Annotated in this window: 12 protein-coding genes; 8 read left to right on the top strand and 4 right to left on the bottom strand. The window is 57.1% G+C overall.

Annotation, left to right across the window (positions count from 1 at the left end):
- The first annotated feature begins 12 nt into the window (after positions 1-12).
- Both gcvP and ACQUTD_RS01425 read left to right on the top strand, forming a co-directional pair.
- The gene (gene gcvP / locus ACQUTD_RS01430) at positions 13-2,883 is read left to right on the top strand and encodes an aminomethyl-transferring glycine dehydrogenase (RefSeq protein ID WP_473274647.1); all 2,871 of its coding nucleotides are present in this window, start codon (positions 13-15) and stop codon (positions 2,881-2,883) included.
- 67 nt (positions 2,884-2,950) lie between these two features.
- Positions 2,951-3,694 carry an SDR family oxidoreductase gene (locus ACQUTD_RS01425; RefSeq protein ID WP_473274650.1) on the top strand — a complete coding sequence of 248 codons (744 nt, stop codon included), beginning with the start codon at positions 2,951-2,953 and terminating at the stop codon, positions 3,692-3,694.
- Between the two features lie 95 nt (positions 3,695-3,789).
- Here the strand turns inward: ACQUTD_RS01425 and ACQUTD_RS01420 are convergent, their stop codons facing one another.
- Positions 3,790-5,223, bottom strand: a complete 1,434-nt coding sequence (locus ACQUTD_RS01420; RefSeq protein WP_072569836.1) for a 6-phospho-beta-glucosidase — start codon at positions 5,221-5,223, stop codon at positions 3,790-3,792.
- A 144-nt stretch (positions 5,224-5,367) separates the two neighbouring features.
- The gene (locus ACQUTD_RS01415) at positions 5,368-6,096 is read right to left on the bottom strand and encodes a MurR/RpiR family transcriptional regulator (RefSeq protein ID WP_318363827.1); all 729 of its coding nucleotides are present in this window, start codon (positions 6,094-6,096) and stop codon (positions 5,368-5,370) included.
- A 294-nt stretch (positions 6,097-6,390) separates the two neighbouring features.
- On the opposite strand from ACQUTD_RS01415, the gene trhA reads away from it, so the two are divergent.
- Positions 6,391-7,050, top strand: a complete 660-nt coding sequence (gene trhA / locus ACQUTD_RS01410; protein ID WP_072569837.1) for a PAQR family membrane homeostasis protein TrhA — start codon at positions 6,391-6,393, stop codon at positions 7,048-7,050.
- A 62-nt stretch (positions 7,051-7,112) separates the two neighbouring features.
- Here the strand turns inward: trhA and ygfZ are convergent, their stop codons facing one another.
- Positions 7,113-8,099: a tRNA-modifying protein YgfZ gene (gene ygfZ / locus ACQUTD_RS01405; protein ID WP_473274652.1), complete on the bottom strand. Its 987-nt coding sequence runs from the start codon at positions 8,097-8,099 to the stop codon at positions 7,113-7,115.
- A gap of 243 nt (positions 8,100-8,342) precedes the next feature.
- On the opposite strand from ygfZ, the gene sdhE reads away from it, so the two are divergent.
- Complete coding sequence (sdhE, locus tag ACQUTD_RS01400; RefSeq protein WP_318363777.1) at positions 8,343-8,609, top strand: FAD assembly factor SdhE; 267 nt, start codon at positions 8,343-8,345, stop codon at positions 8,607-8,609.
- Complete coding sequence (locus ACQUTD_RS01395; protein ID WP_072569840.1) at positions 8,590-9,006, top strand: protein YgfX; 417 nt, start codon at positions 8,590-8,592, stop codon at positions 9,004-9,006. Before sdhE ends, ACQUTD_RS01395 begins: the two co-directional genes overlap by 20 nt.
- A gap of 3 nt (positions 9,007-9,009) precedes the next feature.
- Here the strand turns inward: ACQUTD_RS01395 and fldB are convergent, their stop codons facing one another.
- On the bottom strand, positions 9,010-9,531 hold the full coding sequence (gene fldB / locus ACQUTD_RS01390; RefSeq protein WP_072569841.1) for a flavodoxin FldB: 522 nt from the start codon (positions 9,529-9,531) through the stop codon (positions 9,010-9,012).
- Positions 9,532-9,630: 99 nt separating this feature from the next.
- Between fldB and xerD the strand changes: the two genes are divergently transcribed.
- Genes xerD through recJ form a run of 3 tightly spaced genes read left to right on the top strand, consistent with a single transcriptional unit; the run spans position 9,631 to position 13,000 of the window.
- The gene (gene xerD, locus ACQUTD_RS01385; RefSeq protein ID WP_072569842.1) at positions 9,631-10,527 is read left to right on the top strand and encodes a site-specific tyrosine recombinase XerD; all 897 of its coding nucleotides are present in this window, start codon (positions 9,631-9,633) and stop codon (positions 10,525-10,527) included.
- 23 nt (positions 10,528-10,550) lie between these two features.
- A complete protein-coding gene (gene dsbC / locus ACQUTD_RS01380; protein ID WP_072569843.1) occupies positions 10,551-11,261 on the top strand; it encodes a bifunctional protein-disulfide isomerase/oxidoreductase DsbC in 711 nt (236 codons plus the stop codon).
- 5 nt (positions 11,262-11,266) lie between these two features.
- Positions 11,267-13,000 carry a single-stranded-DNA-specific exonuclease RecJ gene (gene recJ / locus ACQUTD_RS01375; RefSeq protein WP_473274655.1) on the top strand — a complete coding sequence of 578 codons (1,734 nt, stop codon included), beginning with the start codon at positions 11,267-11,269 and terminating at the stop codon, positions 12,998-13,000.
- Positions 13,001-13,034: the final 34 nt, after the last annotated feature.

The raw sequence follows: 13,034 nt of genomic DNA, 5'->3' as shown, positions 1-13,034 counted from the left end.
GAACCCTCGCCCATGACACAGACGCTAAGCCAGCTTGAAAATAGCGGCGCATTCATTGAACGCCACATCGGACCGGATGCCACGCAGCAGCAGGAAATGCTGAACGCCGTGGGCGCAGAGTCCCTTAACGCGCTGATCGGCCAGATTGTGCCGAAAGATATTCAGCTGGATACCCCGCCGCAGGTGGGTGACGCCGCAACCGAATTTGCCGCGCTGGCAGAGTTAAAAGCCATCGCCGCCCGCAATAAACGCTTTAAGACTTATATCGGCATGGGTTACACCGCCGTGCAACTGCCGCCGGTGATCCTGCGCAACATGCTGGAAAATCCGGGCTGGTACACCGCCTATACGCCGTATCAGCCGGAAGTTTCCCAGGGCCGTCTGGAAGCGCTGCTTAACTTCCAGCAGGTGACCCTGGATCTGACCGGACTGGATATTGCCTCCGCCTCGCTGCTCGATGAAGCCACCGCAGGCGCGGAAGCCATGGCAATGGCAAAGCGCGTCAGCAAACTGAAAAACGCCAACCGTTTCTTCGTGGCGGCCGACGTACACCCGCAGACGCTGGACGTGGTACGTACCCGCGCTGAAACCTTTGGTTTTGACGTGATCGTCGATGATGCCGACAAAGTGCTCGATCATCAGGATGTGTTCGGCGTGCTGTTACAGCAGGTGGGCACCACCGGCGAAGTGCATGACTACAGCGCGCTGATCGCCGAACTGAAAGCGCGCAAAGTGATTGTCAGCGTAGCCGCCGACTTTATGGCGCTGGTGCTGTTAACCGCGCCGGGCAAACAGGGCGCGGACATCGTCTTCGGCTCTGCCCAGCGTTTCGGCGTGCCTATGGGCTACGGCGGCCCGCACGCGGCCTTCTTCGCTGCGAAAGATGAATTCAAACGCTCCATGCCAGGCCGTATTATCGGCGTGTCCAAAGATGCCGCCGGTAACACCGCGCTGCGCATGGCGATGCAGACCCGCGAGCAGCATATCCGCCGCGAGAAAGCGAACTCCAACATCTGTACCTCGCAGGTGTTGCTGGCGAACATTGCCAGCCTGTACGCCGTGTATCACGGTCCGGTCGGCCTGAAGCGTATTGCCAGTCGTATTCACCGCCTGGCGGATATTCTGGCGGCGGGCCTGCAACAGCACGGCCTGAAACTGCGCCACGCCCACTACTTCGACACCCTGTGCGTGGAAGTGGCGGATAAAGCCGAAGTGCTGGCGCGTGCTGAAGCCCGTGAAATCAACCTGCGCAGCGACATCATTAACGCGGTCGGCATTACGCTCGATGAAACCACCACCCGCGAAGACGTGCAGCTGTTGCTTGCCGTGCTCACCGGCGTTGAGCAGCACGACATTGACGCGCTGGATAAAAACGTCGCTCACGACAGCCGTTCCATTCAGCCGGCTATGCTGCGCGAAGACGCGATCCTCGCGCATCCGGTGTTTAACCGCTATCACAGCGAAACCGAAATGATGCGCTACATGCACAGTCTGGAGCGCAAAGATCTGGCCCTTAACCAGGCGATGATCCCGCTCGGCTCCTGCACCATGAAGCTGAACGCCGCGGCCGAAATGATCCCCATCACCTGGCCGGAATTCTCGGAACTGCACCCGTTCTGCCCGCCGGAGCAGGCGGAAGGCTATCACCAGATGATCAACCAGCTCTCCGACTGGCTGGTCAAACTCACCGGTTACGATGCCTTGTGTATGCAGCCGAACTCCGGCGCGCAGGGCGAATATGCCGGTCTGCTGGCGATCCGTCACTATCACGAAAGCCGTAACGAAGGGCATCGCGATATTTGCCTGATCCCGAGCTCCGCGCACGGTACTAACCCGGCGTCGGCACAGATGGCGGGGATGCAGGTCGTGGTTGTGGCCTGTGATAAAAACGGCAACATCGATCTGAACGATTTGCGCGCCAAAGCAGAGCAGGCGGGCGACAATCTCTCCTGCATTATGGTGACCTACCCGTCCACCCACGGCGTGTATGAAGAGACCATCCGCGAAGTCTGCGAGATCGTGCACCAGTTCGGCGGCCAGGTGTATCTGGATGGCGCGAACATGAACGCCCAGGTGGGCATCACCTCGCCGGGCTTTATCGGCGCGGACGTGTCGCACCTTAACCTGCATAAAACCTTCTGCATTCCGCACGGCGGCGGCGGTCCTGGCATGGGGCCGATCGGCGTGAAAGCGCATCTGGCGCCTTTTGTACCGGGACACAGCGTGGTGCAAATCGAAGGGATGCTGACCCGTCAGGGCGCGGTATCCGCGGCCCCGTTCGGCAGCGCCTCTATTCTGCCGATCAGCTGGATGTATATCCGCATGATGGGCGCGGAAGGGCTGAAAAAGGCAAGCCAGGTGGCGATCCTCAATGCCAACTACATCGCCAGCCGTCTGAAAGACGCCTATCCTGTGTTGTACACCGGTCGCGACGGTCGTGTGGCGCACGAATGTATTCTGGATATTCGTCCGCTGAAAGAAGAGATCGGCATCAGCGAGCTGGACATCGCCAAACGCCTGATCGACTACGGTTTCCATGCGCCGACTATGTCCTTCCCGGTGGCGGGCACGCTGATGGTTGAGCCGACAGAATCCGAAAGCAAAGTCGAACTGGACCGCTTTATTGATGCGATGCTGGCGATCCGTGGGGAAATCGACCGCGTGCAGGCCGGTGAGTGGACACTGGAAGATAACCCGCTGGTCAACGCGCCGCACACCCAGCGCGAGCTGGTGGCGGAATGGCAGCACGGTTACAGCCGCGAGCAGGCGGTCTTCCCGGCAGGGCTGAACAACAAATACTGGCCGACCGTGAAGCGTCTTGACGATGTGTACGGCGACCGCAATCTGTTCTGCTCCTGCGTGCCGATGAGCGACTATGAGTAATTGATCCGTTCTGTTCTGTAGGCCGGGTAAGCGTATGCGCACCCGGCTTTTTTATAAGGAAAACGTAATGGCAATAGCACTGGTTACCGGCGGCAGCCGTGGGATCGGCAAAGCAACGGCGCTGCAACTGGCGCGCGAGGGTTATACCGTGGCGGTGAACTATCACCACAATATTCAGGCCGCCACCGACGTGGTTAACGAGATCGTCGCAGCAGGCGGCAACGCCTTTGCGCTGCGGGCGGACATCAGCGATGAAGCGCAGGTGCTGGCGATGTTCGAGAGTATCGATCGGGAAGGCGCGCCGCTGACCGCACTGGTGAATAACGCGGGCATTTTGTTTGAACAGAGCACTATCGAAAACCTGAGTGCCGAACGCATCAACCGCGTCCTTGCGACCAACGTCACCGGCTATTTTCTTTGCAGCCGCGAGGCGGTAAAACGCATGTCCCATAAGCACGGCGGGGCAGGTGGTGCGATTGTGAATGTATCTTCCGCCGCATCACGCTTAGGTGCTGCGGGTGAGTATGTGGATTATGCCGCCTCGAAAGGGGCAGTGGATACGCTGACGACCGGCCTGGCGCTGGAAGTGGCGGCACAGGGGATCCGCGTGAACTGTGTACGGCCGGGTTTTATCTACACGGAGATGCATGCCGACGGCGGCGAGCCGGGGCGCGTGGATCGGGTGAAGACGGTATTACCAATGCAGCGCGGCGGCCAGCCCGAAGAAGTGGCGCAGGCGATAGTCTGGCTGCTCGGCGAAAAGGCGTCCTATGTGACGGGAAGTTTTCTTGAGCTGGCGGGCGGGAAATAAGGCCACCCTCACCCCGGCCCTCTCCCTGAGGGAGAGGGGGAGAACACACGCCGATCTGTTCCCTCTCCCTGGGGAGAGGGTTAGGGTGAGGGGATTCAGAGATTCTCGCCGTTGCTGGCGATCACTTCTTTGTACCAGTTAAAGCTCTTCTTACGGGAACGGGACATGTCGCCGGTGCCGTCGTCGTGCTTATTCACATAAATAAAGCCATAGCGCTTGCTGTACTGCCCGGTAGTGAAGGACACACAGTCGATGCAGCCCCACGGGGTATAGCCCATCAGATCCACGCCGTCATAAGTCACCGCTTTGACCATCTCTTCCACGTGCGCCCGCAGATAGTCGATGCGGTAATCGTCGTTGATGCTGCCGTCTTCTTCCACTTTGTCGTAAGCGCCAAAGCCGTTTTCCACGATGAACAGCGGTTTCTGGTAACGCTCATAGAGTTCGCACAGCGCATAGCGCAGGCCAACCGGGTCAATCTGCCAGCCCCAGTCGGAGGCCTTCACGTGCGGGTTCGGCACGCTGCCCTGGAAACCGGAGATCGCATCGCCGCTGCCGCCTTCTTCTTTCACGGCGTTGGTCATGTAGTAGCTGAAGCCCAGATAATCGCAGGTGCCTTCACGCAGGATCTGCTCATCGCCCGCTTCCATTTTGATGTTGAATTCCCGGCGTTCCCACTCGTTCAGGACATAGGATGGGTAGTAGCCGCGCAGCTGCACGTCGGTAAAGACATAACGCTCACGCATGGATTCCTGGGCATACATTACATCTTCCGGCTTACAGGAGAACGGGTACAGCGGCACCATCGCCAGCATACAGCCGATTTTCATCTCCGGATTAATGCGATGACCAATCTTCACCGCCATGGCGCTGGCTACGAACTGGTGATGCAGCACCTGGTACATGGTCTCTTCCGGATTATCATGCTCGGTATAGACCACGCCGGAGCAGCAGTAGCCGAACAGCGGCGCGCGCCAGTTACGCTGGTTGTTGATCTCGTTAAAGGTCATCCAGTATTTAACTTTGTTCTTATAGCGCTCGAATACCACTTCCGAGAAACGCACAAAGAAATCCACCACTTTACGGTTGGTCCAGCCGCCGTATTCCTGCACCAGATGCAGCGGCATTTCAAAGTGGGATAGGGTGATCACCGGCTCAATGTTGTATTTGAGCAGCTCATCAAACATGTCGTCGTAAAACTGCAGGCCTTCTTCGTTCGGCTCGGCCTCATCGCCTTTCGGGAAGATGCGTGTCCAGGCGATGGAGGTGCGGAAGCATTTGAAGCCCATCTCGGCAAACAGCTTGATGTCTTCTTTATAGTGGCTGTAAAACTCCACCGCTTCGTGGTTCGGGTAGTATTTGCCCGGCACCACTTCGCTGGTGATCTCGCGCGGTACGCCGTGCGCGCCGCCGGTCAGCACGTCGCAAATGCTCGGGCCTTTGCCGCCTTTGTTCCAGCCGCCTTCAACCTGATGCGCCGCAACCGCGCCGCCCCATAAAAAGTCTTTTGGTAATGTCAGCTTTTTCATCGATCATTTTCTCTTGTGTGCGGTAAATAAAGGTTACCGGGCAGTTTCACTCTGAAAATGAGTCTAACAAAGGGCGGGGAAATGTCACGATATAACAAATCACCGCTGCGGTGACTTGTTACATGGAAAAAACAGCCTGTTTTTTTATGCTAATTTCTTCGCCAGTTTACGGCCTAAGGATTCGAGAATATAAATTACCGGGATTTGCGTGGTGACATCATAAACCCCGGCGATACGCATTTGCGGCGCATGCCAGGAGATATTGAAATCCGCCAGTTTTGCCAGCCGCGAATGCTCATGGCTGGTGATGGTCATCACTTTACAGTTATGCAGGCTGAACTGGCTGGCGAAGCGCAGGATCTCTTCAGTTTCACCGGACACCGACAGCACGATAGCCAGCGCGTTTTTCGCCATGTCGTTAGTTACCGGGAAATAAGGATCGTCAATATGGTTGCTGAATTTTCCGATATTCGAGAAAAATCTTGCGCCATATTTTGCCAGCGATCCGGAGGTTCCCGCGCCCACAAAAATAATACGTTCGGAAGCGAGAATAATATCAACCGCCTGATCCAGAAGCGTATCAAACTCATCGTTATTGACGCTTTTAAAAAAGCTGATAATTTCCCCGGCGCCAAAATTCGCCTGCGGCGGTTCGTTCTGCTCTAAATATAATTTATAGCGTACGCGAAATTCCGAATAGCCTTCGCAATTCAGCTTGCGGCAGAAGCGCAGTACGGTGGTGGTGGAGACGCCAGCAGCGTCGGCCAGCTCGCGAATGGTCATGTACATCACCTTGTCGCGATTCTTGATGACGTAGTGATAAACCATCATCTCAAGATTATTGAGGCTGGCGACAGCGGAGTGAGTAAACAGGGTCACGGGCTTGCAGGATCCTTTCCGGGCAACTGAACGGCTCTATGCTGCCACAAAACGGACAAAACAGGAATCGCATAACGCCGGGTGCAGTCACCGGGAAAAATGAACAACTGTAAACTTAACAATGCCCGCAATGCCTGGAAGCGAAGCGGCTGGAAATATATTTTAGCGAACAGGTGTGCACTGGAATCATTCTCAGTTACTCTGGTGAGGTCATCGTCAGTGTCGCGCGTTTGTCATCATCGTGCGTCAGAGTGGCGGTGAGTAACCTTTGTTTCCTGGAGTACGCCAATGGTTGAAAAACCGCTTATCACGAAGGGATATTCAGTGGCTGAGGAAGTAGCCAACAGCATCAGTCACGGCATCGGGCTGGTGTTTGGGATCGTCGGCCTGGTACTGCTGCTGGTACAGGCAGTGGATAACAACGCCAGCGCCACCGCCATCACCAGCTTCAGCGTTTACGGCAGCAGTATGATTGTGCTGTATCTGGCCTCCACGCTGTATCACGCCATTCCGCATCCGCGGGCTAAAGTCTGGTTAAAGAAATTTGACCACTGCGCCATCTATTTATTAATCGCCGGCACCTATACCCCATTTTTACTGGTCGGGCTGGATTCACCGCTGGCGCGGGGGCTGATGATTGTTATCTGGAGCCTGGCGCTGCTGGGGATCCTGTTTAAGCTGACCATTGCGCACCGCTTTGAGGTGCTGTCGCTAATTACCTATCTGGCGATGGGCTGGCTGTCGCTGGTGGTGATTTATGAAATGGTGATGAAGCTGGCCGTTGGCAGCGTAACGCTGCTGGCCGTGGGCGGCCTGGTGTATACGCTGGGGGTGATCTTTTACGCCTGCCAGCGCATTCCGTATAACCACGCTATCTGGCACGGCTTTGTACTGGGCGGCAGCGTCTGCCACTTTCTGGCAATTTATTTGTATATCGGCACAGTGTAATTACTGCCGGAAAAGCAATGTATGCCCGGCAAGCAACGCGCCGCCGGGCCAACCAGCCTGGATCAGGCTTCTTCTTCTAACGAGTAGGGCAGCGGCTCGATGGCCAGCGTAAAGCTGTCATCGCGCACACGGAACACGCTGTCCGGCTCCATATCATTATTCATCACTACCTGCACCAGCAAACGCCCGTCTTCCAGCTGAGCGGCGGCGAGCACCGTGCCGGTTCTGCGCCAGTTTTCACCCAGTTTCATTTCCAGATCTTCACCGGCTTCCGGTACCCGGCTGGCTTTGCCCGCCAGATACCACATTGCGCGCTTATTCGCGCCGCGGAATTTCGCCCGCGCTACCATCTCCTGGCCGGTATAGCAGCCTTTTTTAAAGCTGATGCCGCCCAGCGCCTGAATATTGGTAGCCTGCGGCAGGAACTGCGCACTGTTGGCGGCATCGATCACCGGCAGACCGGCCTCAATGTTCAGCGCCAGCCACTGCTGACTGTTATTAAGCTGCGCTTCGCCGCGCAGGGTTTCGGTGATGCGCTCCGCGGTGGCGACATCGGTTACCAGCAGGAAGCGCTCCGCCGGTTGCTCAAACCACAGAATTTGCGTGTCGCCATCCTGCACCACCTGCGTTTGCTGATCGGGCAGGGTGGAGAACAGGTTCGCCAGCGCCGCGCGGGCCTGGAATCCGGCCACGCCAAGCAGCACGTGCTCGTCGTCGGCGGCAATGGTGACCTTCGAGAAGACGGCGTATTTTTTCAGCTCGGTCAGCTGCGCCTCGCGCACGCTGCGACGTTCGATCCACGCAAAGCCATCGTTGCGACGGAACAGGCGCAGGTTGCTCCACATTTTGCCTTTGGCATCGCAATGGGCAACCAGCAGATGCTGATGTTCAGTGAGTTGCGCCACGTCGTTAGTGACCTGGCCCTGCAAATATTTTTCGCTGTCGGCACCGGTGATCGTGGCCAGCGCCCAGTCATCGAGCGTCATTAGCGTCAGCGGCAAACGCGCAGAGGCGCAGGGCAGACGCGGAGGAAACGGAGTAAAAGCCATAGTGATGTCCTGGTAAGCTTAACGCTGTATGAATGCTTAATGTTAAAAGAGCCGTGGTTCATTGCAAGCGGTAATCGCACGTACCGCACAGCTTGCGAGTTTGCGCGCAAAAAATGGTAATCCTTACATTTTTAAAGGTTTATTCTGGAAGCTTGCTTCCGAAGCCGAACATTCCGGTGAGGATTGGCCGGAAAAAGCGTTACACTAGAAGCCATCTTTAACGTCGCTATGCAGGAAAAGAACATGGATATTACCAACAAAGCCCGCATTCACTGGGCGTGCCGCAGAGGTATGCGTGAACTCGACATTTCCATCATGCCTTTCTTCGAACATGAGTACGATACGCTAAGCGATGACGACAAGCGGCTGTTTATCCGCCTGCTTGAGAGCGACGATCCGGATTTATTCAACTGGCTGATGAATCACGGCGAACCTGCAGATTCGGAATTGCAGAGGATGGTCCAGTTAATTCAGACACGGAATCGGGAACGTGGTCCTGTGGCAATCTGATTTACGCGTCTCATGGCGCTCGCAATGGCTCTCTTTATTACTGCACGGTCTGGTGGCGGCGCTGGTGTTGCTTATCCCCTGGCCGTTAAGTTATACGCCGTTGTGGTTATTACTGCTTTCGCTGGTGGTGTTTGACTGCGTGCGCAGCCAGCGCCGAATTAACGCCAGCCATGGTGAAATTAAACTGCTGATGGATTCGCGCCTGCGCTGGCAGGGCAATGAATGGGATATTACAGGCGCGCCCTGGTTGTTAAACAGCGGCATGATGCTGCGCTTACGGCGCAGTACGGACGGCAAACGGCAGCATTTGTGGCTGGCGGCGGACAGTATGGACGCGCAGGAGTGGCGGGAGCTGCGCCGGATGATGCTCCAGCAACCGGCGCAGGAAAAGCACTGAAGCTCAGGCGAAGTTTTCCGCCATTTCGCCAAGAATTTGCTCGCACCAGGTTTGCAGGCGTTCTTCGCTTAAATCGTACTGATTGGTTTCATCCAGTGCCAGGCCGACAAACAGCTGCCCGTCCGCAATGACGGGTTTGGGGCTGGTGAACTCATAGCCTTCGGTGGGCCAGTAGCCGATAAACTTCACCGCTTTGGCGGACAGTTTGTCGTGCAGCATGCCGAGGGCGTCAAGGAACCATTCGCCGTAACCGAGCTGATCGCCCATGCCGTAGAGGGCAATCATTTTGCCATCCAGGTTAAGGGAATCCAGCTGATCCCAGATGGCTTCCCAGTCTTCCTGCAGCTCGCCGAAATCCCATGTCGGGATGCCGAGGATCAGCACATCGTACTGCTCCATCAGTGTGGGCGCGTCGTCTTTAAGGTTATGCAGCGTCACCAGTTCCGGGCCGATAATGTCGCGGATTTTCTCTGCTGCCATTTCGGTATAGCAGGTACTGGAACCATAAAAAAGACCAATGTTCATAGCGTAAACGTCTCAATTCCTGATGTGGCTTTGCGCACAGTGTACCAGAATCAATACGCAATCAGGCATAATGCCCTGACGTTGAAATAAGGGGCAATGATGGAACAGGATCTCGCACGCATAGAACAATTTCTCGATGCCCTGTGGCTGGAACGCAATGTGGCTGAAAACACATTGAGCGCCTATCGTCGCGATCTGCGTATGCTTGTCGAGTGGCTGCACCACAGAAACAGCGATGTGCTCAGCGTGCAGCATGACGATTTACAGGCGCTGCTGGCCGAGCGCGTCACCGGCGGCTACAAAGCGACCAGCTCCGCCCGTTTACTGAGCGCGATGCGGCGTTTTTTCCAGTATCTTTATCGGGAAAAGGTGCGTACTGACGATCCCAGCGCCGTTCTGGCATCGCCAAAACTGCCGCAGCGCCTGCCAAAAGATCTCAGCGAGGCGCAGGTCGAGCGCCTGTTGCAGGCGCCGCTTACCGATCAGCCGCTGGAGTTACGTGACAAAGCCATGCTGGAAGTGTTGTATGCTACCGGCCTGCGCGTGTCGGAACTGGTCGGGCTGACAATGAGCGACATCAGTTTGCGTCAGGGCGTAGTGCGGGTGATCGGTAAAGGTAACAAAGAACGGCTGGTGCCGCTGGGGGAAGAAGCGGTCTACTGGCTGGAAAACTACCTGGAGCACGGGCGGCCCTGGCTTTTAAACGGCGCGTCAGTGGATGTGCTGTTTCCCAGTAGTCGCGCCCAACAAATGACCCGGCAGACGTTCTGGCATCGTATTAAGCATTATGCCATCCAGGCGGGCATAGACAGTGAAAAGCTTTCGCCGCACGTGTTGCGACATGCCTTCGCCACGCATCTGTTAAACCATGGCGCTGATTTGCGCGTCGTACAGATGCTGCTGGGGCACAGCGATCTCTCCACCACGCAAATTTATACGCATGTGGCGACAGAACGTTTGCGGCAACTCCATCAACAGCACCACCCACGCGCGTGATGCTGATTTATTAAGGATGTGAAATGAAAAAAAGTTTGATGATGTTCACCCTGCTGGCGGCGTTCAGTACCGCAGTTCAGGCCGACGATGCGGCTATTAAGCAGACGCTGGCGAAGCTGGGCGTGCAGAGCACGGAAATTCAGCCATCACCCATCAGCGGTATGAAAACCGTGCTGACTAACAGCGGCGTGCTGTACGTCACTGAAGACGGCAAACATATGATCCAGGGGCCGCTGTATGACGTGAGCGGTCCGCAGCCGATCAACACCACCAACAGCATGCTGATGACGCATCTCAACGCGCTGGAAAAAGAGATGATCGTGTATAAAGCGGCGAACGAAAAACACGTCATTACCGTATTCACCGACATCACCTGCGGCTACTGCCATAAGCTGCACGAGCAGATGGCGGATTACAACGCGCTGGGCATTACCGTGCGTTATCTGGCATTCCCGCGTCAGGGTATGCAGAGCGAAGCGGCAGACAACATGAAGGCCATCTGGTGCGCCAAAGATCGCAACAAAGCCTTTGACGATGCGATGGCGGGCAAAGGCGTGAAGGCCGCCAGCTGTGATGTCGACATTGCCGACCAGTATGCCCTTGGCGTGCAGTTTGGCGTGAGCGGCACGCCGGCGATTGTGCTGAGCAATGGCTATGTCGTGCCGGGCTATCAGGCCCCTCAGGAGATGAAAACCTTCCTGGACGAGCATAAAAAACAGACCGGCGGTAAATAATTTTCGTGAAACTTCAGAGACAACTTCGCCGCCGCGAGCCGGATCCAGCGGCAAATCTGCCGGATAACCTGCCGCCCCTGTTACGCCGTCTGTATGCCAGCCGTGGCGTGGTATCGCCTGCGGAGCTGGAGCGCGGCGTAAAAGGGATGCTGCCCTGGCAGCAACTGAGCGGCGTGGAGAAGGCAGCGGAGCATCTGTATCAGGCGTTTAAGCAGGGGCTGCGCATTATGGTGGTCGGCGATTTTGATGCCGATGGCGCTACCAGCACCGCGCTGAGCGTGCTGGCGATGCAGTCGATGGGCTGTCCGAATGTCGCCTATCTGGTGCCGAACCGCTTTGACGACGGTTATGGTTTAAGCCCGGAAGTGGTCGATCAGGCCCATGCCCGTGGCGCGCAGCTGATCCTCACCGTGGATAACGGCATCTCGTCCCATGCGGGCGTGGAGCGCGCCCATGAACTGGGTATTCCGGTGCTGGTGACCGATCACCATCTGCCCGGCGACACGCTGCCAGATGCAGAAGCCATCGTTAACCCGAATCTGCGCGACTGCGCCTTCCCGTCGAAATCGCTGGCGGGCGTCGGGGTGGCCTTTTACCTGATGCTGGCGCTGCGCACCCATCTGCGCGATCAGGGCTGGTTTGAGGCGCAGGGGATAGCGATCCCCAATCTGGCCGAGCTGCTGGATCTGGTGGCGCTGGGTACGGTAGCCGACGTGGTGCCCCTGGATACCAACAACCGTATTCTTACCTGGCAGGGCTTAAGCCGGATCCGCGCGGGCAGGTGCCGTCCCGGTATTAAAGCGCTGCTGGAAATCGCTAACCGCGACGCGCAAAAACTTGCAGCCAGCGATCTGGGCTTTGCTCTCGGTCCGCGCCTGAACGCCGCCGGACGACTGGATGACATGTCGGTCGGCGTGGCATTGCTGCTGTGCGATAACGTTGGCGAAGCCCGCGTGCTGGCCAGCGAACTGGATGCGTTAAACCAGACGCGCAAAGAGATTGAACAGGGGATGCAGGCGGAAGCGCTGGCGCTGTGCGAAAAGCTGGAGCGCAGCAGCGAAGCCCTTCCCGGCGGGCTGGCAATGTATCACCCCGAATGGCATCAGGGCGTGGTGGGGATTCTCGCCTCCCGCCTGAAAGAACGCTTTAACCGCCCGGTGATCGCCTTTGCCCCTGCGGGTGAGGGCCTGCTGAAAGGTTCGGGTCGCTCTATCCAGGGGCTGCATATGCGCGATGCGCTGGAGCGGCTTGATACGCTCTATCCGGGCATGATGCTCAAATTCGGCGGCCACGCGATGGCGGCCGGGCTGTCGCTGGAAGTGGCGCGCTTCGACGAGTTCCAGCAGCGCTTTGGCGCGCTGGTGACCGAATGGCTGGATCCGGCGCTGTTACAGGGGGAGATCGTCTCCGACGGCCCGCTGGACGCGCAGGAGATGACGCTTGGCGTCGCCGAAATGCTGCGTGATGCCGGGCCATGGGGGCAGATGTTCCCGGAGCCGCTGTTCGACGGACGTTTTCGCCTGTTGCAGCAGCGCATCGTTGGCGAACGCCATCTGAAAGTGATGGTGGAGCCGGTCGGCGGCGGTCCGCTGCTGGACGGCATCGCCTTTAACGTCGACACCAGCATCTGGCCGGATAACGGCGTGCGGGAAGTAAGCCTCGCCTATAAACTGGATGTAAATGAGTTTCGCGGCAATCGCAGCGTTCAGCTGATTATCGACGACATCTGGCCAATTTAGCGCCAGTATTCGCTATAAAACAGGGCGTAATTCC

The organism is Enterobacter sp. K510 (genome assembly GCF_055804875.1).
The sequence above is the reverse complement of the archived record's forward strand: the minus strand, read 5'-3'. Positions and strand labels throughout refer to the sequence as shown.

Excerpts from the sequence above, each read along its gene's own strand:
- xerD (WP_072569842.1), top strand. The coding sequence starts at position 9,631 with ATGGAACAGGATCTCGCACGCATAGAACAATTTCTCGATGCCCTGTGG.
- fldB (WP_072569841.1), bottom strand. The coding sequence starts at position 9,531 with ATGAACATTGGTCTTTTTTATGGTTCCAGTACCTGCTATACCGAAATG.
- ACQUTD_RS01420 (WP_072569836.1), bottom strand. The coding sequence starts at position 5,223 with ATGAAAAAGCTGACATTACCAAAAGACTTTTTATGGGGCGGCGCGGTT.
- trhA (WP_072569837.1), top strand. The coding sequence starts at position 6,391 with ATGGTTGAAAAACCGCTTATCACGAAGGGATATTCAGTGGCTGAGGAA.
- sdhE (WP_318363777.1), top strand. The coding sequence starts at position 8,343 with ATGGATATTACCAACAAAGCCCGCATTCACTGGGCGTGCCGCAGAGGT.
- ACQUTD_RS01425 (WP_473274650.1), top strand. The coding sequence starts at position 2,951 with ATGGCAATAGCACTGGTTACCGGCGGCAGCCGTGGGATCGGCAAAGCA.
- ygfZ (WP_473274652.1), bottom strand. The coding sequence starts at position 8,099 with ATGGCTTTTACTCCGTTTCCTCCGCGTCTGCCCTGCGCCTCTGCGCGT.
- dsbC (WP_072569843.1), top strand. The coding sequence starts at position 10,551 with ATGAAAAAAAGTTTGATGATGTTCACCCTGCTGGCGGCGTTCAGTACC.
- gcvP (WP_473274647.1), top strand. The coding sequence starts at position 13 with ATGACACAGACGCTAAGCCAGCTTGAAAATAGCGGCGCATTCATTGAA.